Annotated in this window: 21 protein-coding genes; 14 read left to right on the top strand and 7 right to left on the bottom strand. The window is 41.5% G+C overall.

Features of this window, described 5'->3' with window-relative positions; genetic code table 11:
- Window positions 1–29 precede the first annotated feature (29 nt).
- The gene (locus tag KA713_15010; protein ID UXE65765.1) at window positions 30–1466 is read right to left on the bottom strand and encodes an aldehyde dehydrogenase family protein; all 1437 of its coding nucleotides are present in this window, start codon (window positions 1464–1466) and stop codon (window positions 30–32) included.
- Between the two features lie 124 nt (window positions 1467–1590).
- Between KA713_15010 and KA713_15005 the strand changes: the two genes are divergently transcribed.
- Window positions 1591–2385 (top strand): hypothetical protein, encoded by a 795-nt coding sequence (locus KA713_15005; protein UXE65764.1) that lies wholly within the window; start codon window positions 1591–1593, stop codon window positions 2383–2385.
- A 12-nt stretch (window positions 2386–2397) separates the two neighbouring features.
- Here the strand turns inward: KA713_15005 and KA713_15000 are convergent, their stop codons facing one another.
- From KA713_15000 to KA713_14985, 4 genes are all read right to left on the bottom strand, one after another.
- Window positions 2398–3111: an OmpA family protein gene (locus KA713_15000; protein ID UXE65763.1), complete on the bottom strand. Its 714-nt coding sequence runs from the start codon at window positions 3109–3111 to the stop codon at window positions 2398–2400.
- A gap of 2 nt (window positions 3112–3113) precedes the next feature.
- Window positions 3114–5183, bottom strand: a complete 2070-nt coding sequence (locus KA713_14995; protein ID UXE65762.1) for an OmpA family protein — start codon at window positions 5181–5183, stop codon at window positions 3114–3116.
- Window positions 5184–5301: 118 nt separating this feature from the next.
- Complete coding sequence (locus KA713_14990; GenBank protein ID UXE65761.1) at window positions 5302–7599, bottom strand: patatin-like phospholipase family protein; 2298 nt, start codon at window positions 7597–7599, stop codon at window positions 5302–5304.
- 88 nt (window positions 7600–7687) lie between these two features.
- Window positions 7688–8857 carry a peptidoglycan DD-metalloendopeptidase family protein gene (locus KA713_14985; protein ID UXE69149.1) on the bottom strand — a complete coding sequence of 390 codons (1170 nt, stop codon included), beginning with the start codon at window positions 8855–8857 and terminating at the stop codon, window positions 7688–7690.
- 515 nt (window positions 8858–9372) lie between these two features.
- Between KA713_14985 and KA713_14980 the strand changes: the two genes are divergently transcribed.
- The gene (locus KA713_14980; protein ID UXE65760.1) at window positions 9373–10572 is read left to right on the top strand and encodes a BamA/TamA family outer membrane protein; all 1200 of its coding nucleotides are present in this window, start codon (window positions 9373–9375) and stop codon (window positions 10570–10572) included.
- 80 nt (window positions 10573–10652) lie between these two features.
- Here the strand turns inward: KA713_14980 and KA713_14975 are convergent, their stop codons facing one another.
- A complete protein-coding gene (locus tag KA713_14975) occupies window positions 10653–11366 on the bottom strand; it encodes a pyridoxine 5'-phosphate synthase (GenBank protein ID UXE65759.1) in 714 nt (237 codons plus the stop codon).
- A gap of 125 nt (window positions 11367–11491) precedes the next feature.
- Here KA713_14975 and KA713_14970 point away from each other — a divergent pair, with 125 nt between their 5' ends.
- Window positions 11492–12622 (top strand): ATP-binding protein, encoded by a 1131-nt coding sequence (locus KA713_14970; protein ID UXE65758.1) that lies wholly within the window; start codon window positions 11492–11494, stop codon window positions 12620–12622.
- Window positions 12623–12665: 43 nt separating this feature from the next.
- Here the strand turns inward: KA713_14970 and KA713_14965 are convergent, their stop codons facing one another.
- The gene (locus KA713_14965; GenBank protein UXE65757.1) at window positions 12666–13157 is read right to left on the bottom strand and encodes a hypothetical protein; all 492 of its coding nucleotides are present in this window, start codon (window positions 13155–13157) and stop codon (window positions 12666–12668) included.
- 81 nt (window positions 13158–13238) lie between these two features.
- Between KA713_14965 and KA713_14960 the strand changes: the two genes are divergently transcribed.
- From KA713_14960 to KA713_14910, 11 genes are all read left to right on the top strand, one after another.
- On the top strand, window positions 13239–13691 hold the full coding sequence (locus KA713_14960; GenBank protein ID UXE65756.1) for a GatB/YqeY domain-containing protein: 453 nt from the start codon (window positions 13239–13241) through the stop codon (window positions 13689–13691).
- Entirely contained in the window at window positions 13688–14194 is a 507-nt protein-coding gene (locus KA713_14955; GenBank protein UXE65755.1) for a CvpA family protein, read from the top strand. Before KA713_14960 ends, KA713_14955 begins: the two co-directional genes overlap by 4 nt.
- A gap of 56 nt (window positions 14195–14250) precedes the next feature.
- Entirely contained in the window at window positions 14251–15006 is a 756-nt protein-coding gene (locus KA713_14950; GenBank protein UXE65754.1) for an alpha/beta hydrolase, read from the top strand.
- Between the two features lie 27 nt (window positions 15007–15033).
- Window positions 15034–15672, top strand: coding sequence for a CBS domain-containing protein (locus KA713_14945; GenBank protein ID UXE69148.1), 639 nt, complete (start codon window positions 15034–15036; stop codon window positions 15670–15672).
- Between the two features lie 9 nt (window positions 15673–15681).
- The gene (locus tag KA713_14940) at window positions 15682–16560 is read left to right on the top strand and encodes an NAD kinase (protein ID UXE65753.1); all 879 of its coding nucleotides are present in this window, start codon (window positions 15682–15684) and stop codon (window positions 16558–16560) included.
- Between the two features lie 95 nt (window positions 16561–16655).
- Window positions 16656–17762 carry a hypothetical protein gene (locus tag KA713_14935; protein UXE65752.1) on the top strand — a complete coding sequence of 369 codons (1107 nt, stop codon included), beginning with the start codon at window positions 16656–16658 and terminating at the stop codon, window positions 17760–17762.
- The gene (locus tag KA713_14930) at window positions 17762–18463 is read left to right on the top strand and encodes an outer membrane beta-barrel protein (protein ID UXE65751.1); all 702 of its coding nucleotides are present in this window, start codon (window positions 17762–17764) and stop codon (window positions 18461–18463) included. The genes KA713_14935 and KA713_14930 overlap by 1 nt, the downstream gene beginning before the upstream one ends.
- A gap of 110 nt (window positions 18464–18573) precedes the next feature.
- Window positions 18574–19317 (top strand): isoprenyl transferase, encoded by a 744-nt coding sequence (locus tag KA713_14925; protein UXE65750.1) that lies wholly within the window; start codon window positions 18574–18576, stop codon window positions 19315–19317.
- Between the two features lie 4 nt (window positions 19318–19321).
- Entirely contained in the window at window positions 19322–22057 is a 2736-nt protein-coding gene (locus KA713_14920; protein UXE65749.1) for a BamA/TamA family outer membrane protein, read from the top strand.
- 2 nt (window positions 22058–22059) lie between these two features.
- Window positions 22060–22593: an OmpH family outer membrane protein gene (locus KA713_14915; GenBank protein UXE65748.1), complete on the top strand. Its 534-nt coding sequence runs from the start codon at window positions 22060–22062 to the stop codon at window positions 22591–22593.
- Between the two features lie 18 nt (window positions 22594–22611).
- Window positions 22612–23169, top strand: a complete 558-nt coding sequence (locus tag KA713_14910; protein ID UXE65747.1) for an OmpH family outer membrane protein — start codon at window positions 22612–22614, stop codon at window positions 23167–23169.
- Window positions 23170–23215 lie beyond the last annotated feature (46 nt).

Genomic DNA, 23215 nt, shown 5'->3' with positions numbered 1-23215 from the left:
ATTTCCTTTGGAGGAACTTAGTTGGCTATCTAAAAATATCTCAACATCAAATTTACAAGTCGCTTTACTCTTCCGGTGAAAGGTGGGTACATCATGCTGGTGGAAGAATAATGGTTCATTTGTTTGAGAACAGGCTTTAGATTGGAGAATTCCATAAAGCCATAATAGCCGTGCGACTTACCAATACCACTGTTATTAACTCCTCCAAATGGAAGATTGGCATGTGTAAATTGGATTACACACTCATTAATACACACAGTGCCAGCAGAGGTGGATGTCATCACGCTGTTGCGAAACTTTTTATTGTTGCTGAAAATGTAAAGGGCCAATGGCTTCGGCTTGCCATTGATAAGCTGAATCACTTCTTCCTCATCTTTATACTCAATAATCGGAAGCACAGGACCAAAGATTTCTTCTTCCATGATTCTTCCATTCATCGAAACATTCGTCAAAAGCAAGGGATGAATAAAATTAGTAGCAGGATTTACGGATCCACCCATTTCAATTTTTGCCCCTTGGTTTACCGCCTCCTCTATCAACCCACTGATGCGCTTAAAGTGTTTTTGATTGACGATGCGGGCATAGCTGGATGAATTTTCATCTATCTGGCCGTGGGAGCCAAACATGTTGGTTACTTCTTTTTTAAGCGCCTCAATAAATTTCGATTTAATTTTCTCGTGGATTAAAACGTAATCAGGCGCAATGCAGGTCTGCCCATTGTTTAAAAACTTGCCGAAGGCAATCCTCTTTGCAGCATCACTGATGTTTGCCGTTTCATCAATCACCGTGGGCGATTTCCCTCCCAATTCCAACGTAACAGAAGTTAAATTTTCGGCTGCGGCTCTCATGATAATCTTTCCCACAGCAGGGCTTCCTGTAAAAAAAATATGATCAAAAGGCAAGGCTAACAATTCTTGCATTACTTCCGTGCCACCCTCTATTACCGTAACCAAGCTGGGATCAAAAAATTCAGCGACCAATTCCTTGATAAGTGATGAGGTATTTGGTGTCATTTCAGATGGCTTGATGATGGCTGTATTGCCTGCCGCCAAGCATGATATCAATGGCCCAAAGCAAAGGCTAAAAGGATAATTCCAGGGTGCTATGATCAAACAAACTCCTTTAGCCTCTACCACCACGTGCGAGCGAGAACCTAAATAGGTAAGTGGGGCATCAACTTTTTGGGGAGCGGCCCACTCGCTTAAATGACTAACGGTTTGCCTGATTTCGCTTGCTACTGGGTAAATCTCAGAAATATCTACTTCAGTAAATGGTTTTTTGAAATCCGCATGAACGGCCTTACAAATTCGTTCTCGATTAGCTAAAAGAAACCGCTCAAACGCTACTAGTAGCTTTTTTCTCTCTTTTAACAATCCATTTCTCAATGATAAAGCCTTCAATTTTTGTTTTGCAAATAAACTAGGGACGGATAGTAGTTGCTGATCAGAGGACGTAACGGTTACCATAAAAGCTTGATTTTTTGTGAAAATATTGATTTTTGTATGGTCGAAAGAAAGAATGCAGAATTTTATTTTGAATAATGTTACTAAATTGTTAAGTTTATCTTAAAATACGTAACATTGAAATAACATGAGATTACTTTTGGCATTTGCCTTTGTGGCTTTTGCAATCTCCGTAAAGGCGCAAAAAAGTACCTTACAAGGTCTTTATAAATCGGCCTCCAATTCCTCTTCCTTGGAAATGGCACAGGCAAAACTAAATGCCTTTATCAATGAGCAAGCCATAAAAAAAAGTCAAAAAACTGAATTGCACTTTTTAAGTGGACTTGTAAAAAGCACACATCAGCAGTTTCTTAAGCATTACAAACCTTATGTCTCCATCAATGAACCATTTGAAACAGGAGAGTTTGATTGCCTAACCGGTACGGCTGTATTCAGCATAATTTTTACGGAACTTGGTATCCAACATAAGATTATAGAAACCAATTACCATATCTTTTTAATGATTGATGGGCAGCATGGCAAAATATTGTTGGAGACCACCGACAAACTTTTTGGATTAAAAACAAAGCAAAGTGAAATCGAGAAATGTCTTTCTTCGTATCAGCAAAACTTGCTGACGACCGCTTCCTCAGGTTATCAATACTATCGCTACAAGAATGATCTTTTTAAAGAAATACTAACGTTTCAGATCTTGGGCTTGCTGTACTTCAATCAAGCAGTAGTGGCCTTTAATTCTCATGACTTGGCCACATGCATAAATCGACTTGAATTAGCCCACAAAGAATACAATAACCCACGCATCAAAGAACTTGCTTCCATCACGGCACAAGCCATTTCGACAAGCCTACTTTCAGAAAAAGAAAAATATTCGCTATTGGTGCAATTGGCAACATTCGAAGAACCCATGATTGCATCTCGCTGAAGAAACTAACTGCTAATTCTCTAATATACGAAGCTCTACTCGTCTATTTAACTTGGATGCAGCCTCTGTATTTTCCCGGCTAATTGGCAAAGTGCCTCCAAAAGCTTTTGCTTTGACTCTATTTTTGTTTGCACCTTTTGTAATCAAGTAAGATTTTACTGCATCTACACGGCTCTGTGAAAGCTTCATGTTTAGTTTTGGATCACCTTTTATGTCAGTATGGCCTTCCAACTGAATGACCATGTTTGGATTGTTCTTCAACATGTTCACCAACTCGTCAAGTTCAGGATACGATTCTTTGGTAATCGTAGAAGTGCCCACATCAAATATTAAGTTTTCAAGGGTAAGTATTTTTCCTATGGTGTGGGTAGTTTCTGAGTTTTTTGCTACAGAACCGGGCAAACCAAGCTCTACATCTTTGATCACTTTTCTATCCACTGCAGTAACCGGGTCTAACAAAAATTTGGAGGAGGCAAAACCGGGTGCTTCTATCGTAATCGAATATTTTTGTCCATCAAACAATGGAAATTGAAATGAGCTACCGTTCAGCGAACCCATTATATTACCATATGGCTCGCTGCGGTAAGAAATTTTAGCATTTACTGCTTCTTTGGTGGCACTATTGATAACTTTTCCTTGAGCATAGACAAGGGAATCCGATTCTTGTGCTTTTATAGAATTGCTCAACAGCATCGTTACTAAAATAGAAGCAGCAACAAATTTCATACCTATGGCATTTTTAGAATCTTGAACTCTACCCTTCTATTTTTGCGATTGCCTGCCTTCGTATTAGTAGTATCTACTGGCTTAGTTTCGCCAAACCAAGTAGTGGTAATACGACTTGAATCCACCCCTTTTTCTACCAAATAGTTAGAAACCGATTTTGCTCTGCGCTCTGACAATTTCATGTTGTAAGCATCTGGGCCTAAGTTGTCGGTGTAGCCACTAATCTCAACCGTCATACTTTTACGTTCGGCCATTAGGGCTACAATCCGGTTTAACTCAGAGAATGATTCAGATCGTAATGAGGCTTTATCAAAATCAAAGAAGATATTGTTAAGTGGAATGATTACATTAACCGCAATGGGCGTTATCTCAATCGGTTCAACCACCACTGGCTTATCTCCAGCCCCTATCGGCACTAATGCCAAATCTTGCTTAACTGGGCCGTAAGCAATTTTTCGTAAGTCTAAATTTTGGTTGGTGGACAAATGATCTTTCGCCTCTGCACGAATGCCGTATTGTTTTCCTACCGGCAATTGAATTTCGTATTCCCCTGTTTGCGGATCGGATTGGGCAATGCCCGCTTCTTTTCCATCCGGCAGCGTTTCAAAAATTATCTTTGATCCTATGGGCAGCCCTGTTTTTTGGTCAATCAATTTTCCTTTTACCAACACCACGGGATCGGGCAACATAAAAGGTGGCAACTTTAACCTGAAAATATCTACGTTATTGTCGGCCACTCCTTTTGAAAAATATCCGAAATCACTGTTGGAAGGGATATTGAAGAACAGGTCATCAAATTTTGAATTGATTTCAGGCCCTAAATTTTCTGGCTCCGACCATTTAGTCCAAGTATCATCCAAGCGAATGCTGCGATACAGGTCTGACCCGCCATAGCCGCTAAATCCCTTAGAGGAGAAATACAACGTTTTATTATCGGCTGCCAAAAATGGTGCTTCTTCTTCTGAGGCAGTGTTAACCGTTTTTCCAAGGTTGAGTGGCTCGGACCAGGTTGAGTCATTTTTCGAAAAGCTCACATACAAATCGCGGTCGCCATATGAATCTTCTCGCTCGACAGACATAAGCAACGCGTTTCGCGTATTGGTCAAAAAGTAGTGCGACTTTTCGTTGTAGTTATAGTCATTTTCAATTTTCACCGATTTGGGGGCCGTCCACTCACCATTCACATAATTACTAATCGACATGCCTGCCAGCATTTTTTTACCCCCATTGATATATTGGTTACCCAATACCATCACGGCAGCTTTTCCATCGGGCGTCACCGAGTTAATGGAATTGATAAAGTTTGGATGCTCGTTGTTAAACTTGGCCCCCATATTCTGCGCCAATGTCCATTTTCCATTCTTATCCAGTGTGGAGAACCAAATATCTTCTTTGTCATTCACTCCGCCCAGGTTGCCAGGGTGGTTTCTGCGACTGAAGTAAAGCGTCTGCCCATCTGGAGATAGAATTGCGTTGAGCTCCTTGTATTCGCTATTGACGTTTTCATCCAGCCGATCAGTTAACAAGCCTTTGGCGATCATTTCAGAAACATTGACCAATGCAGCTATGGGCAAACGAGAATCTGTAATGGCTACGGCATCAATAGAAAAATAATCAGGTAGCGGAGCTCCATCAAATTCAAGTTTTAATGAGGCTACTTTGAATGATGTTTTTTCGATAAAAATGTTCAACATCCTACCCTTTGTGGGGATAGCCTGGGGGTTTAAGGTTTGCAGCACGTGCTCAGTGCCATTTTCCTCATAAGCCAAAATCCGATAGAGTGCTCCTGGGTTGTTCGATTCGGCAATGGCAACCTGTTGAATTTGCATGGGGTTTTCATACCCAATTTTGATCCATTCCTTTCTTTTTGGCCGGTCGGGTGTCCACGCATTGGGATTTTGGCCAACGGCTGGCATCACATTGGGCTTGCCCAAGATTTGTTGTGCCGAATATTGAACAGAAGTAAGTTCAGATGAAAAATCAATCACTTTGTTTGCCCATTGCACAACTTGGCCAGAAGCCAGTTGATAGGCAAAAAATGATAGGATGGTAATAAATAGACCTTTGCGCATAGATTTTGGTAGGTAATATTAGCCTAATAAAAAGTTAAATTTAGTTAAAAAATGAAAATTGAAGAAAGGGATAAGAAAAAAAGAAAATCAACGGACTTAAAGCAATGGTTGATCGGGTTCAATTTTCCATCGAGGTTTTGTTGAAAAGCAAGAATCCAGCGTGCAGCAACACGCCCCATTGTCTGCTTTTATCATCATAGTAGTTAAGGCTTAAGCTTATTGGCCCGATGGTGGTGTGCATCACAAAACTGGCCATTCCAGCAAAGTATATTTTAGTAAAGTCATCATCAAACTGAGCTTCTTGATTGATTTCTTTTATCGCTGCAATCGGTTTAAAGGCATAACCTTCTGCCCTAAAATCTAAATTCTTGCGAATGGCAAAAACATTTCGCCAACCACCTGCTATGTAATTGAACGCTCTGAAATTTCGAAGCAATAGCGTTCGGCTATCTTGCATAGGATTGAAAGATGGCGCATAGATAATGGTGCCAAAGTAATTTTGAAAAGTAGGCTGGTTGGAAAGCACACCATCAAAATAATAACCTGAACTATAAATTCCCTTTTTAAAATATTGCTCTAATGTTACCCTGGCTTGCACCCAACTACGATTTTTTTTGGCGATTTGGCTTAACAAGGAAGTGTTGCCTGGTGTGAGGGTTTCATCCAAATTAAACCAGTCTCCTGAAATGGTGTATGATTTTCCATTGGAAGCATATTGTTTACGATTTAGTGAATTAGCCGAGAAAGAAATCCCCGCTCGATAACCCGTGACCTTCAGCCCATCAAGTGTATCGGTAGAAACCAGCACAGGCGTATCCACATATTGATCATTATTGTTGATATAAGCACCCGTTAAAGCCATCTTGATTCTATTGCCCACTGGCAGTCCGATATTTAGGCCAAATCGCCTATCAATGCGGTCTAATACGGTAGGGCTGAATTTTTTTTGAACGATATCATCACCTTGCAAAAAACTCCAGCTATTGAATACCAGTTCGGGCTCAATATAAAATTGACCTAATAATGGAATATCAATCCTAGCCTTTATCAAAGCGGATTTGTAAAAGTTGCCAGCAAAAAAGTTGGCCGAATACCGAGTAAGGGCTCTATTGAAGTAATAATAATTGATGCCCAAAAACATTTGCGAAATGCTACGGGTGGCAATCACACCACCAAAGTCGACCTGAAAATTGTTCTGCGGCCTGCGGCTAAGTTTAAAATCGAACTTATGGTCAGTAGTATCAAAGTTAAAACTTGGATAGACATTGTTGAAATATGGTTCTGAAACCAATTTGAAGTAGCCTGTTTTAATATCGTTAAAGTAAAGAGGCCGTTTGCCACTTTTAAAAAACTTATTCAAATACAATTGCTGCCCTTTGTTAAAACCTTCCAATTCAATGTTTTGAACCACTATTGGTGATGTTTTTCGATTGAACCCGTTTCGCTTGCGGGCCACTTCTTCACAAGCTATGCGTCTGCCTACTTTCGCTTTGATTTCGGGCATTTGCTTTATGGTTTGTTGATAACCGCTGTCAATCAAGGCTTGGGCACTTTCAAAATCAAACGCAGAATAGGCCGTTAAATTAGGTTGAATATAGACCCCTGATGCCGGCACATCGTTTGGGTTTGATTTATCCAACAACATATAGAGCAAGGATCTTGAGATGAGCTTTTCATCTTCGCCAAATGGGTAGGTGTTGTAAACCTTAGAAGAAACATTTGAGCCAATGATAACTTCGGGTTGGAAGGTACGCTCGGCTACATCGATAGGAAAGTTATTGTACACGCCACCATCAAATAAATATTTTCCATCGATGCGAATCGGATTATAAAAGAAGGGAACAGTCTGAGTGGCACGCAACGCGTCACTCAGTGCGCCTTTTTTCAGCACAACTTCAGATTGTGTAAAAATATCCGCAGCCATTATTCGCAAAGGCACAAACAAACTATCAAAATCATTTTTCGAAATGGCCGATGGTTGAGCCAACTTCTCCGCCATGGCAAAATTTAATGAAAGGTCACTGGCAATGCTGGTGTTGAAGAGAAAATTAAAAGTAGAATCAAGGGATAAATTTAAGCGCAGAAACGAGGCATCGTTTTCTTTTTTGAAGTAGTAATAGCTTCGTCCTTTCTCAAATCGTCCGTTTACCCAGTCTAAAAATTCTGGACTGGTAACCATGTCTTCAATTTGGTTGGGGCTCATGCCGGCTGCATAACATCCACCCACAATTCCACCCATGGATGTGCCTATGACATTATCAATAGGGATTTCATTTTCCTCTAGAGCTTTTAGCACACCAATATGGGCGAGGCCTTTGGCGCCTCCACCGCTCAATACTACTGATACCTTTTGAGATTGTGCGAAGTAGCTTAGGGTAGATAAAAATAACAACAGGAAATACCTCAACGCACGCATACAATCGCTTTTAAGCAAATATACTACTTCGCAAATTACTTGGATTCGAGTAGCATTTCAGATCACTTTATAAATAGGAAATGGATTTTTAGTTTTTGGCAACCACTACTGTAGGGATTGTTTCTGGGAATGGTATGGCTTGTAACCTTTTTGAACAAGCTTCCTTTACTTTTTCAAAATCCGAAAGCAATTCTTTTTTAACCGGTTGAGAAGGAGGTAACTCCACTCGCAACGCATCTACCTGCACCCCATTGCGCCAAAAGCGATAGCACAAATGTGGGCCTGTCGCTAAACCTGTACTGCCCACATAACCGATTGTTTGACCTTGCCTAACGCGCGTGCCCGGTGTGATGGCCGAGGCTATTTTTGACATGTGCAGATACCCTGTGGTGTAGGTGGCATTATGCCGAACTTTCACGTAGTTACCATTATTGGTGGTGTATTGGGCGTCTTCCACTATTCCATCGCCTACACTGCGAATCGGTGTGCCTGTGGGCGCGGCAAAATCAGTACCCAAATGAGGCCGAAAGACTTTTACAACAGGGTGGAATCGACTCATGGAGTAACGCGAACTGATGCGCGTGAATTCAATAGGGTATTTGAGCAATGCTTTGCGAAGGCTATTTCCCTTTTCATCGAAATAATCCAAGCCATCACCTTGATCGAACGGAAAAGCATAATAACCATTCCCGAAGTGTTCAAAGTAAATTCCTAAAATATCGCCAATGGCAAAAGGTTTTCCTTCCACCGATTTTTCCTCATAAATCAATTTGAATTGATCTCCTTTTTGCAATCGCTGAAAGTCCACTTGCCATCCAAACACGTCTACAAATTTATTGGTGAGTTCGTTTGATATATCGAGTTCCTCAATTGTTTCGGACAACGAAGATTCAATACGCCCTGCGATTGATTTTTCTTCGGTCACCACTTCTTTTTGCTTAGCCTCAATACGAAGAGAATCTTTCAAATAAAAAATCACATACTCGATTGGGTTTGCTTCATACACCAGTGCATGAGCGGATTTGAGCGAATCATTTTCGTGGATGAGGGTGTACTTTTTATTGGAAGCTACTTTTCTAAAATCAAATTCTTTTCTGGAAAGCGTGTGCAGTTGCTGCATCACTTGCTGCGATACAAACGCATCTTTGAATAGCTCAAAAAAAAGTTGGTTTTTTTTCACTACATCTTCAATCACATTCAGGTCGGTTACCTCCATGCCATACAAAATGATTGGCTTGGGTGTAGGCGTAATAATCATGATAGAGTCTTGCTCTTCGGCATAATCACCAGGCTTTGAAAAAAAGGAGGTGGTGCTATCAATCCACAAAAACAAAATGCCCACGATCAGCGCAACCAACGCGATAACGAATGGTTTCTTTGTGAACAACGACCTGAAAAATGGTTTTATCAAAAGGCAGATGCATTAAAACTCTGCAAGTTTAGTTGAAAAATTTGTGAATACCGATAGATGAATTGGCAATCGGGATTAACAATCATTAATTAGCCAATTTCTATAAGAGAAAATTACTCAAGTGGATTTGTCTTAAAATGCGAACAAGGCCCGAAGGATGCCAAAAAAATAACCCTGTTCTTTTGCTTTTGCCAAAAATCTTGGAGAACCAAACTCGGGCTTATGCAAACGTACCAGACTGTTGTTTGGCACCACACAGTCGTTATCAACCATTTTGAATTGGAAGTTCAAAATGGTTTTATCTACTTTGGCATTAAACCCGTTAGATGCTGTTGATGTCTAAACTGGTAAATCTAACCTAAATGCTTCTTCGCCTTCTCACTCTTCTTTCAATACTATTCTTCTTCTATCCTTCCCCAGCACAGGATATGCTCATCTTAAAAAGAAATCAGAAAGATGTTATTGATATAGCCGGAAGCATTCTTAAAACCAAGTGGCTATTGAAACGAGATACGCTGACCAAAAAATCGGGCCGAGTCTATTTTTCAGGAGCACCCTCCATTGGCTACTCACTCACCAGCGGCTGGGCCAGCATTTTTGTAGGCGATGTGGCCTTTTTCACCAGCGAGTTTCAAGATCAAAAAATTTCCATTGTGTATATCGACATACTCTATACTCAAAAGCAGCAATTTGTGTTTCGTTTGCAAAACAATATTTGGACTCGTAACAATAAGTTAAATTTGGTTTCCGATTGGCGATATTATTGGTATCCGCAAAAAACCTATGGGTTGGGTGGTCAATCGTCTCTTGAAAATTTTGTAGACCAAACCTACTCCTACCTACGGTTTCACCAAACGGTACTTGCACCTTTTCGTCCAAATTGGTACGCAGGCTTGGGGCTGGCATGGGACCATCGCTACGACATTGTGGAAACCAATCCGAGCACTGAAGTCTTTGCCCAGATGAACAGCTATGGATTAAGTAACAGCACTACCTCCTCGGGCATTCTATTCAATGTCTTGTACGATGATCGAATCAACTCCATCAATCCATGGGGTGGCACCTACTTTAATTTTGTTTACCGATCTAATCTTACTGCCCTAGGAAGCGATCAAAGTTGGCAAGCCATTCAATTGGATATGCGCAGGTATATTCCCTTTCCTCGTCACAGCGAAAACATTTTGGCTTTGTGGAGTTATAACTGGTTTACGTTTGCCGGCAACGCACCGTATCTTGATCTGCCCTCCACCGGGTGGGATCCTTTCAGCAACACCGGGCGAGGTTACATTCAAGGAAGATTTAGGAGCAAAAATTTAGTCTATACCGAAGCCGAATATCGCTTTAAGGTTTTGCGAAATGGGTTGATTGGTGGAGTGGTTTTTGGAAACGCCCAGACCGTAACCGAATGGCCCAGTAACTCTTTCAATTCCGTAGCACTTGGGGCTGGGGCTGGCGTGCGACTAAAATTCAACAAGCACTCGCGAACCAATGTGTGCATTGACTATGCCTTTGGGCAAGGTGGCTCGCAGGGGGTATTTGTTAATTTGGGAGAGGTGTTTTAAGTCCATAATTTGAAGATGGGCTACTTTAAAAATTGCCATCAATCGACTTAAGATTTTCAAATCTTCAAATTGTCCAATTTTCAAATCAATTGTCTCAAATACAACTGAATCGTATTCTCCAGCCCTAGATAAAGTGCATCACAGATTAAAGCATGGCCAATGGAGACCTCATCGAGGTGGGGAAGCGACTGCTTTAAGTACTTCAGATTGTGCAAGTCTAAATCGTGTCCTGCATTGATTCCTAATCCTATTTCATGGGCTACTTTTGCTGCCTCTACATAAGGCTTTACGGCTGCCTCCCGATTTTGATGATAGTTAGAGGCATAGGGCTCAGTGTATAGCTCAATTCTATCAGAACCCACTTTTTTAGCTCCATCAATCATTTTTGTACTTGGGTCAACAAATATGGATACCCGCACACTCAAGCTTTTGATCTCCGAAACTATTTCCGATAAAAACCCATGGTGGCCAATGGTATCCCAGCCTGCATTTGAAGTAATGGCATCTGGCTTATCGGGCACCAAGGTGGCTTGGGTTGGCCTCGTTTCTTTGATGAGATCTAAATAGCGTTTATCGGGGTAACCTTCAATGTTGTATTCGGTCGTAACAATTTTCTTTAGTTCAATCGCATCCATCCACCGAATATGTCGCTCATCGGGCCGCGGATGCACCGTAATGCCTTGTGCGCCAAACCGCTCGCAGTCCAAAGCAGTTTTTAATACGTCAGGATTGTTGGCTCCACGCGCATTACGCAGGGTGGCAATTTTGTTGATGTTTACGGAGAGGCGGGTCATGATGTAAAGTTACAAAAGAAAAGGATGGGCTTTTTTTATGAATTTAGGCTATCTATGTATATTACAACTATGTATATCAAAAAATACCTATATTTATAATATACATGGATAGGTAATTTTGAGTTATGACTAAAAACCCGTTCAAATTCGGTGAAATCGTTGGTGAAGAGAATTTCTGTAACCGCACCAAGGAGATCGCCCGCCTCAAGCAAGCATTTACTGATAGTCAGAATGTTATACTTATATCACCAAGACGTTGGGGAAAAAGTTCTTTGGTGGATGAATCTATTGCCCGCTATAAGGGCAAAATTTTGGTGGCCGCAATAGATTGTTTTGGGATCACTTCTTCTGAACAATTTTTAGAAGTCTACTTAAAATCTGTTTTGAAAAGCGAATCAAAGCTTTCTAACATGGCCAAAACAACCAAAGAGTTCCTTCAAAACATAGCACCTTACATTTCCTTTTCGGTCGGTGATACGGAAGGGGTTAAAATTGGTTTGTCGTTACCGAAGGGGAAATTTGACCCGACAGAAATACTCAATCTTCCGCAGCGATTGGCTGATGCTAGAGGCATTCCATTTTTGGTTTGCGTAGATGAATTCCAAAAAATTCAAGAATGGCTCGAAGGTGCAAAATTTTTGGAGAAGCTACGCTCCGTGTGGCAAAAACATCAAGGCGTTTCCTATTGCTTATATGGTAGTAAGCGCCACCTTATGTCGGGCATTTTCAATGACTCTTCTAAGCCTTTCTTTCGATTTGGCGACACTTTGTTTTTGGAAAAAATCTCTACCGAACATTGGGTTAAATTCTTAGCTGAAAAATTTCTAGATTCTGGTAAAAAAATAACCGAGACAATTGCAAAACAATTAATAGAAAAAGTAAATGCCCATTCCTACTACGTTCAATATTTAAGTCGACTTTGTTGGAGCAATGCCGAAAAGGAGGTTACAGAATCAACGGTAAATGAATCCTTTGAGCAACTTCTTGCAGACATGCTAAATCTGTTTCGCGCCCAAACCGAGAACCTAACTAAATACCAAGCAAATTACCTTATCGCTTTTGTTTCAGGGGAAAGAAAAATGTCCTCAAGTAGAGTAATAAACCACTACCAATTGGGCAGCCCTGGCAATATAAAGAGAATAGAAAAGTCCTTGCAAGATTCTGAAATCATGGATTTCTTTACAGGAACACCAGAATTAACAGAGCCTTATTTTGAGCCTTTGTTCCGAAAATATTTTATGAATAATGCCCAATAAGGGAAGTTTCCCCCAAGGCTTGATTGCGGCCATCTGACAAAGACTACTCCATCGGTTTAGCGGCCAAAAAATCTTTTTCACCAATGGAATTATTTTCTGATGAATCCGTGTCAACCAAAATTTTCCAAACTCCTTTTTCCTTTCTTAAGGCCACATGAAACCGGCCATAGTAGGTTTGTGTTTTGCCATTGGCAAAGTGATAGGTGGTTTTGTAAACGCCTACCTCAATCGCTTGGCTTCCGTTGCTTATTCGCTCCGTAAATCTCAATTCCAAATCTCTTTTCCGTTTTTCATCAAGGTCTTGTTTGTCGCCACCAATTGTCTGTTTCAAATACTGATCCCAGTTGAGAACTTGTCTTGACTCGCGCGAAGAGCGTACTAATTCTTTTGAATGAAGTGCTAAAAACTCGTTTGATAGGTGATTGTTAAAAGTTTCAACAAAAGACTTCCAAACTTGGTCGTTGATTTCCTTTTCTGATTGGGCATAGCTTGAAAGATTCAAGCCAATCACGAGAAGCATCATCACTACTTTCATAAAAAATCATTTTGGTCTATCAAACGCAGGGGTCTGTCATTTGGTTTTCTATTCTATCTTTGCCCATTAATAGCATCACTTATGAGTTTAAAACTTCAAATCGATGGCGACATCAAAAAAGCCATGCTCGCCAAAAACAAAGAAGAGTTAGAAGCCTTGCGCAGCATTAAGAGCATGATTTTGCTAGCCGAAACAGAGAAAGGTGGCAGCGAAGACATTGCCAATGATGTAGAAAACAAAATTTTGATGAAGGCTGCCAAGCAGCGCAAAGAATCAGCCGAAATCTTTACCAAGGAAGGCCGCACCGACTTGGCACAAAAAGAAACTTTTCAATTGGAAATCATCAATCGGTATTTGCCCAAGCAGCTTAGTGAAGCCGAAATAGCTGCCGAGGTGAAAAAAATAATCGAACAGGTAGGTGCGAAAGGTCCTCAAGACATGGGCAAAGTAATGGGTACGGCCACCAAAGCATTGGCTGGCCAAGCCGATGGAAAAGTCATTTCAGAGTTGGTTAAAAAGCTGTTGGCCTCTTGAGTAAAGCAGACATTGTATTGATACTCATGCTCGGGTTGGGTGCCTATCTCGGTTACAAGCGTGGTTTTTTGATGGAACTCTTTTATTTGCTCGCTATTGTGCTGGGCATTTTTGTGGGCTTCAAATTGATGGGCTGGGGAATGGAAGTGCTGCAGCGAGAATTCAATGCCGACAAAAAGTTTCTTCCTTACCTTTCATTCATGATCATTTTTGTGTTGGTGTTGGGGCTCACATTGTTCATTGGCAATCGAATCAAAAATTCGCTGGACGATACGTTTCTCGGCAAAGTAGATTCTTTTGCTGGTGCGGCATTGGGGATAACTAAATATGTGTTTTGCGTTAGCGTACTTATTTGGCTGGCCACTGCGTTGAAACTAACGCTTCCATCCAACTGGGTGGCAGGCTCCTACCTATATCCATGGGTGGCCAAAGTGGCGCAAAACATGTCGGGTTGGGCTGGTGATATGATCCCTTTCTTCAAAGAAATTTTTAAGGAGTTTTGATGACCGTTTCTAGGTTCAATAATTTTTAGTTACTTATCGGAAAATAAAATACCAAAATGGCATTGCAAGTAAAGGAAGCGCATGATTTTAAGTATGTTGACAAAGGCAGCGGCCCTGTACTGATGCTTTTGCACGGACTTTTTGGTGCGCTGAGCAACTGGGAAGCAGTGGTAAATCACTACTCCAAGCATTTTCGCGTGGTGATACCCATGTTGCCTATTTATGAGATGCCTATTAAACAGGCAGGGTTAGAAGGCTTGCGTGAGTTTACCGAGCGATTTGTAGAATTAATGCAGCTTGACAAGCTCATGATCATGGGTAATTCACTCGGTGGCCATGTTGGTATTTTGTATGCACTCAAGAATCCTGAAAAAGTGACCAAGCTAGTTCTTACGGGAAGCTCGGGTTTATTTGAAAACACAATGGGCGGCTCGTACCCACGCAGAGGCAGTTACGATTACATTCGCGAGCGTGTGGCGTATACGTTCTACGATCCGAAAGTGGCCAGTAAAGAATTGGTAGACGAGGTTTTTGAAACGACTAAAAGCATCCCTAAGTGTATGCGCATCGTGGCGATTGCAAAATCTGCTCAGCGAAACAATTTGGCATTGGAATTACCAAAAATAAAAGTACCAACGTTGCTTGTGTGGGGGCTGAACGACACCATCACCCCACCAATGGTTGGGCATGAGTTTAACCGATTGATTCCAAACTCAGAATTGAAATTTATTGATAAATGCTGTCATGCCCCTATGATGGAGCACCCAGAGAAATTCAATGAAATGGTGGAAGATTTTTTAGTTAGGAAATAAATGATAGCCGAAGAACTGATCAACCACATGATACCACCGCTGAAGGTGACAGACGATGCCCACAAGGCCATTGTGTGGATGGAAGAGTTCCGTTGCAATCACTTGCCCGTGGTTGACGATGGCAAACTACTTGGCTTTATCTCTGAAGAAATCATTTTAGAATCAAACGACATTGAAAAAAATCTTGCTGATTTTGATTTGGTAGCCCCAAACTGCACCGTTACCGGGGATGCTCATTTTTATGACATCTTAAAAGTAGCGGGCGACAACAAATTGCAAATAGTGGCCGTGCTGAACGAAGATTCTCGATACGTAGGGCTGATTACCATTCAAGATATCTTATACACGTTTGCTCAATCTGCCTCGGTGCAAATGCCTGGGGCCATCCTTGTTTTGTCAATGGACTTGGTAGATTATTCCCTGGCCGAAATCAGCCGGTATGTAGAAGAGAATAATGCTAAAATTATCAGCAGCAACATGGTGGAAGACCCCATGGACATAGGCAAAATCAAGCTTACACTGAAAATCAATCAGCTCGATATCAAACGAATTGTAGCTACGCTTGAGCGATTTAATTACCGGGTCATCGCACGCTATAAAGAGACCAAATACGAAGACCACGAAAAAGAGAAGGTGGATTTATTGCTTCGTTACCTAGAAATATAAACCCGCTCTATGAAGCGCATTGGCATCCACGGCAAAGATTTTCAAAACAAATCCACTCGCTTTATTGAGAAGGTACTTGACCATCTGAAAAGGACAGAGGCCGAGATTTGGGTCTCATCCAAATTTCTAAAGCAATTTAAATCGGCCAAGGTGCAAGCCTATAAACTTAAAACTTTTGAATTGGGTGACAATTTGCGCCTGCTGGATTTTTTTCTTTCGCTGGGTGGCGATGGCACGTTGTTGGAGTCCGTTACATTCATCGGGCGAACAGAAGTGCCCATTATGGGTATCAACACTGGCCGATTAGGTTTTTTGGCCACCAACAGCCGCGATGATATGGAAGACTCCATCGATGCACTCATCAATGGTCAGTTTAAAATCGATAGCCGCTCGGTGTTAAAGTTAACCTCTACACCTAAGTTATTTGGCAATCTCAATTATGCGTTGAACGATTTCACCATCACTAAAAAAGACACATCTTCCATGATCACCGTGCATGCATCTGTGGGCGGGCAACTATTGAATTCTTATTGGGCAGATGGATTGATCATTGCCACGCCTACCGGATCTACGGGTTATTCGTTAAGCTGTGGGGGGCCGTTGGTAAATCCTCAATCCGAGTGCTTTGTTCTAACAGCCGTTAGCCCGCATAATTTGGGCACGAGGCCAATTGTATTATCGGATGATTCGGAAATAACGCTCGCAATTGAAGGCCGCAGTAAAAAATACCTGGTATCATTAGATTCCCGTTTCGAAACCGTTGATGATTCAGTAAAATTGAAGATCAGCAAAGAGAAATTTAAGGTTCGCTTGGTTCAATTGGATGGTCAAAATTACTTCAATACCTTACGCCAAAAATTGAATTGGGGATTGGATATCCGAAATTAGATTATCTTACATTAAATTTACTTTTTTAACTTTAAATGGTTAATTGTCAATTAATTATTTTTTTTAACTTTGCACTTGGCCTAAAATTACTCGATATGAGAAAGCTATGTTTTGTTCTGATGAGTTTGTTTCTACTGGTAGGATCCTTTAATGAATCCTATGCCCAGTTTAATCGAAAAGCCATCAAAAAAAATAATAAGAGTATGGCCAGTTTTCAAGGAAAAAAAAGGGGCTTTAGCCGTCAAAACGTATATTCTGGTGTTGGCTTCTCATTAAATGCACTAAACTATTTTGGAGATTTAGCTCCAACACCTTCCGCTTTCAGCACAGACATTTCATTTACCAAGCCGGGATTTGGCATTTCCTTATTCCACCGTTTTGGCCCTCGCTATACATTGCAAGTGCAGTATATGTTTGGAACGCTAAAGGGGTCAGATAAAGAGTCTGCCAATGAAAATGACCTTAGCAATGGTTTCTTTCGTGCTCAACGCAATGCTTCGTTCCGGAACAGAATTCACGAACTGTCAGCGGTCGCTTACTTTGACCTTTTTGATAATCAATCTACCTATATCAGTCGTGTAAAATGGACTCCCTACTTTTTCGTTGGGGCTGCACTGTTTTACCATAACCCGCAAGCTCAAGCCCCCGCCACTTTCTTAGACGGCACGACTAATCCTTACGCTGGGCAATGGGTTGATTTGCAACCACTGGGAACGGAAGGGCAATACGCAACTTTAGCACCAAGTGATGTCAACTATGAAATAAAGCCTTACAGTAATTTGCAGTTTGCTATACCATTTGGCATTGGCGCTCGTTTTAGATTAAACGAAGTGTTTGATTTGTGGGCCGATTTAGGTTTCCGGTATACTTTCACAGATTATCTGGATGATGTAAGCCAAAACTATGTTGACCTAGGCAAAATCAAAGCTGAAAATGGAGATCCAACCTTAACAAAATTGGCACAAGCTTTATCTTATAGAACCAACGAACTTTATACCCCGCAGCAAATAGCTGCCGATCCTTTCAACTTTGGAAGTTATGTAGGAGCCGATGGAAACACATATTTAACACGCAGCGGATTTGGAAGAGAGTTCCCAGACAACAATAGAGGCAACAAAAAGAACAACGATATCTATATGGTGACCTCAGTGCGATTGACGTATATCTTAGGAGCCACCTTCCATAAAGCGAAATTCAGATAATGATTCGCAATTCCCTTGCGAATGTTTTTTTTACTATTGCCTTTTTATCGGCTACGAATCTTTTTAGCCAATTATCTCAACGCTCCGAGATTGGTGGTGGCATCGGTGTTTTTAACTACACAGGCGATTTGGTACGTACCTATGACTTAACGACTAGTGAGCCTGCTGCCACCTTATTTTACCGGAGCAACATTAGCCGAGTCATCAGTTTTAGAACGGCACTAACCGCTGGCCAACTTGGTGCCAGTGATAAGAATGACCCTATCGATCCGGCTGCCTTCAAGCGCAATGCCTCTTTTGATCTTTTTTTGATGGAGTTGTCCAGCACATTCGAATATCATTTTTTGGATTGGCGCGATGACAAGCGTAGGCTTCGGTTTACCCCTTATTTGTTTACAGGCATTGCCTTATTCGGCATTTCAGGAACGCAAACCAAACCGGCAGAGTATAGCAATGTTCAATTATCCATTCCAATCGGTGGAGGCATGAAATATGTGCTTAATCCTAAGTATTACATCGCTTTTGAATTTGGTATAAGAAAAACCTTTTTCGACTACCTCGACAATGTATCGCAAGCAGATCCTTCGTTAAAAAACTATCAATACGGTAACCCCAACGATTTCGACAATTATTTCTTCACCGGCATTACCCTTACCTATACTTTCTACGATATACCCTGCGCCAAAAATCCCTATCGCTAATTTGGGGTCACAATAGAACTTTTTCTTTATCACAATCATCTTAAAACACACGAAACCAAGGCTTAAAAAGTGCGCTATTATTTTCAAAAAAAGGCTACTTTTGCACCCTTGTGGCTTCAGCTAAAGAAAATATTGACCCTCATAATCTGCCTCGCCACATTGCCGTTATCATGGATGGCAATGGTAGATGGGCAAAAAACAAAGGGGCTGTCCGCATTTTCGGTCATAGAAATGCGATCGAGGCCGTTCGGGATGTAATTGAAGGCGCTGGCGAATTGGGTGTAAAATACTTAACGCTGTATGCCTTTAGTACTGAAAATTGGGGAAGGCCAAAAGAAGAAGTGGACGCATTGATGGAATTGTTGGTGAATACCTTGCGAAAAGAAATTGACTCATTGCACAAGAATAAAGTGAAACTTAAAACCATCGGAGATATTTCTCAGTTGCCCACCGATTGCCGGGTAAATCTGCACGATGCCATGAAGCAAACCGAAAATAATACCGGACTCACTTTATTTATCGCATTGAATTATAGCGGCCGGTGGGAGTTAACCAAGGCTGTTCAAGAGATTGGCCGAAAGATCCACTTGGGAGAACTAAAACCTGCAGACATCGATGAGCAGATGATTTCGCAACACTTGGAAACTGCTCGTGTGCCCGACCCTGAATTATTGATCCGTACAAGCGGAGAAATGCGCATCAGTAATTTTTTGCTCTGGCAAATTGCCTATACGGAATTGTACATAACCCCTAAGCTTTGGCCAGATTTTCGCAAAGAAGATCTTTATCTGGCCATCTGTGAATATCAAAAGCGAGAAAGACGTTTTGGAAAAGTGCTGACCCCTATTGCTTGATTTAATGACTCGGATTCTACTGATTTTTTTATTGCTTGCTGTTGGTATCTCCAGTTCAGCCCAATTTCGAAAGAGCCGTACCAATGCAGGTACCACCACGGATTCACAACCTACCAGTGGTGAGCTAAATTACCGCGCGCCAAATGAATACACCATTGCTGGCATTGAGGTAAAAGGCTTAAATGTGTTGGATAAAAATGCCATGGTATCGCTAACCGGTTTGAAAATTGGTGATAAAATCAAAATACCAGGAGATGCAATCTCCAACGCTATTCGCAAGTTGTGGAAGCACGGTTTGATTGGCGATGCCACCATAGCCATAGACCGCATTGAAGGTACCAACGTATACTTGGTGGTGAATTTGGCCGAACGTCCACGGTTGACTGATTTTTATTTTGACGGCATCAGCAAAGGCAAAGTGAGTGGGTTAAAAGATGACTTGACCCTCATCAGAGGTAAAATTGTGAACGATGCCATGATCCGCAATGCGGAGATGGGCGTAAAAAAACACTTTGTAAAAAAAGGTTTTCTCAACACCGCAGTAAAAATTGTGCAAGAGCGCGATACGTTAAACCGGGGCGGTGTGCGTTTGCGCATCAACGTCAATCTCAAATCAAAAGTAAAGATACACGAGATCAAGTTTGAAGGGAACGATGAAGTTTCGTCTTCCGTTTTGAAGAAGAAGTTGAAGAAAACGAAAGAACATGCGCGTGTTTCCATTCATCGCGAAGTAATCAAAACCTTGATTGGTACGGGAAAAGAACCCAGAAAAGTAAAAGAATTTTTTAAAGACTCTGCAGCGGAAAAAACGAGCTGGCGCCAAGTAAAAGAATTTTTCAATCGCACTGTCAAATTAAATTTCTTTAATGGGTCAAAGTTCCTTCGCACAGAGTACGAAGAAGACAAAAAGAAGATGATTGCCTTCTATAATACGCAAGGTTACCGCGATGCAGAACTTGTTTCAGACTCCATTTCAAACTATAACGATTCTAAAATTGACATCCATTTTAAAATCAAAGAGGGAAGAAAGTACTTTTTCAGAAATATCATCTGGACGGGCAATTATTTGTACACCGCTGCCACACTGAACAAGGTACTCGACATCAAAAAGGGCGATGTTTACAATCAGGAAATGATTGATAAAAAAACCACTTTCAATCCGAAAGGTGCCGACATCAGTGGTTTGTACATGGACGATGGCTATCTGTTCTTCCGCGTAACGCCCGTAGAAGTAGCGGTAGCGGGCGATTCGATTGATGTGGAGATGCGCATTTTTGAAGGTGACCAGGCAACCATTGATGAAGTAACCATTGCAGGCAACGAACGTACCAGCGACCATGTAATCCGCAGGGAGTTAACAACCATACCAGGACAGAAATTCCGCAGGGCTGATATCATACGCACGCAGCAGCAGCTTTCGCAGATGGGTTATTTTAATCCCCAAAAGATTGAACAAGACATTCGGCCCAATCCTGCAAACGGAACAGTTAACATCGGTTGGAAAGTGGAAGAACAATCAAACGACCAGGTGCAATTATCGGGTGGATGGGGAGGTTTCTTTGGATTTGTGGGAACGGTAGGGTTGACGTTTAACAATTTCTCTCTTCGCAATGTGCCCCACATAAAAAAATGGAGACCCTTGCCCGTGGGGGATGGACAGCGTTTGTCATTGCAAGTGCAAGCAAATGGAGCGTCTTTCCAAAGCTATAACATTTCATTCACTGAACCGTGGCTGGGTGGACGTAGGCCAAATGCTCTTACCATCAGTTTAAATCATTCCATCTCTCGCCTGCCAACTCGGGGCGTAGGTGGACTAACATTTAACGACAATGCGTCATTGAAGCAATCCGGGGTTACCATTGGCTTTGGCCGAAGGTTAGAATGGCCCGATAATTATTTTTCATTAACCCACTCACTTTCTTATTTGGTGTATGATTACGCCAATTACTTTGGCTCGCCTACGTTACCAGCTGTTGGTACCACCCGAAATTTTAAGTTAAATACTACCCTTGCCCGAAACAGCATCGACAATCCGATGTTTCCAACAGCAGGTTCAAGCGTTTCACTTAGCTTAGACCTCACTCCACCCTATTCGATTTTCAGAGATGCCTCCTTTTATAACGATGTAAACCAACGCTACAGCTTTATCGAGTTACATAAGTGGATGTTGGATACTAGATTTTATGTTAAGATTTTGGGGAGCAAAAAACCGCAGGGTCGCAGTTTGGTGTTGGAAGCCAAAGCACACATGGGCTTTATTGGTACCTATAACAATAAAGTTTCACCCGGTCCTTTTGAAAGATTTTTGGTGGGCGGTGCTGGCCTGGCAGGAGGTTTCAACTCATTTGTGTTAGGGCAAGATATAGTTGGTTTGCGTGGCTATCCTGATAATCAGGTAACACCACCGCTTTATGCCGCCAGGGGCAGCCGTCAAGTAACAGGAATAGAAGGCGGTATTGTGTACAATAAGTTTGGATTTGAGCTGCGTTACCCGGTGGTGACCAGCCAGTCGGCTACCGTTTATGGATTTGTGTTCTCTGAGGCAGGCAATAACTGGGACAATTATCAGCTTTTCAATCCGTTTGATTTGTACAAATCAGCGGGATTTGGAGCGCGTATCTTTATGCCAGCATTTGGGTTGATTGGGTTGAACTGGGCGTATGGATTTGATCGATTACCGAATGCGCGTGACGTGAGCGGCTCACAATTCCACTTTACGATTGGTCAGCAAATCAGATAAAAATGAGGTTTTTTGCGGTTTCGGTATGCTTTTTCATTTTCGGCCTGAGTTTTGTAAATGCACAGAAGTTCGGTTATTTTGATTCGGGCTATGTGCTGAGCAAAATGCCCGAGTACGGCAAAGCACAAGGCGAAATCGATCAACTTTCGGCTGCTTGGCAGAAAGAAATTGAGGAAATGCAGAGTAAGGTAGATGCCCTTTACCGAGCCTACCAAGCCGAGCAAGTGCTGCTGACGGAGGAGATGAAAAATGATCGGCTGGAAGAGATCAAACGAAAGGAAATAGAACTGAAAGACTATCAAAAAAAGGTTTTTGGATTTGGAGGGCTATTTTTTTTGAAAAAACAAGAATTGATTAAACCTTTGCAGGATAAAGTATTTGATGCCGTGGCAAAAGTGGCCAAAACGAATCGGTTGGCCATTGTTTTTGATAAGTCGGCCGAGTTGGTGATGATTTATACCGACCCGCGCCACGATTACACCGATTTTGTATTAGAAGAACTAGGATTAGGAGACCCAAACGATAAAATAAAATAAACCAGTAATTAATTTAAAATGAGAACACTTTTAGTTGCCCTGCTTTGCGGATTAGCATTAACAACCGCCCAAGCCCAGACTCAAAAAATCGGATATGCTGATTGGGAATATATTTTCAGTCAAATGCCACAATACAAACAAATTGATAGCGAGTTAAAAACACATGGTGCTCAATTGGAAAATACCATGAAAGGAAAACAAGCGGATTTCGAAGCTAAGTATAAGGCGTACCAAGCAATGCCTGCTACCACTCCCGATCCAATTAAGGCTGATAAAGAAAGAGAACTTCAAGCCATGCAAGAAGGTTTTCAAAAATTTCAACAAGAAGCACAGGCCTCATTGCAAAAGAAGCAAGCTGATTTAATGGCTCCCGTTTATGAGAAGATTGGCAAAGCAGTTGAAGATGTAGCCAAGGAAAATGGGTACAGCTTTATCATCAATCCGCAGATTTCTGGTGGTGTTGATATCCTTTTGTATAGTGATGAGCAATACAACATTTCAAATTTGGTGTTGAAGAAATTCGGTATAACACCAACCCCTGCCACTACCGCAACCCCTGCTGTAAAGAAACCGTAACAAAATTATTTTTGATATTTAAAGGCTGTCCTTTACGAAGGGCAGC

Source organism: Chryseotalea sp. WA131a, assembly GCA_025370075.1.
GTDB lineage: Bacteria > Bacteroidota > Bacteroidia > Cytophagales > Cyclobacteriaceae > ELB16-189.
This window is presented reverse-complemented; position numbering and strand designations above follow the sequence as displayed.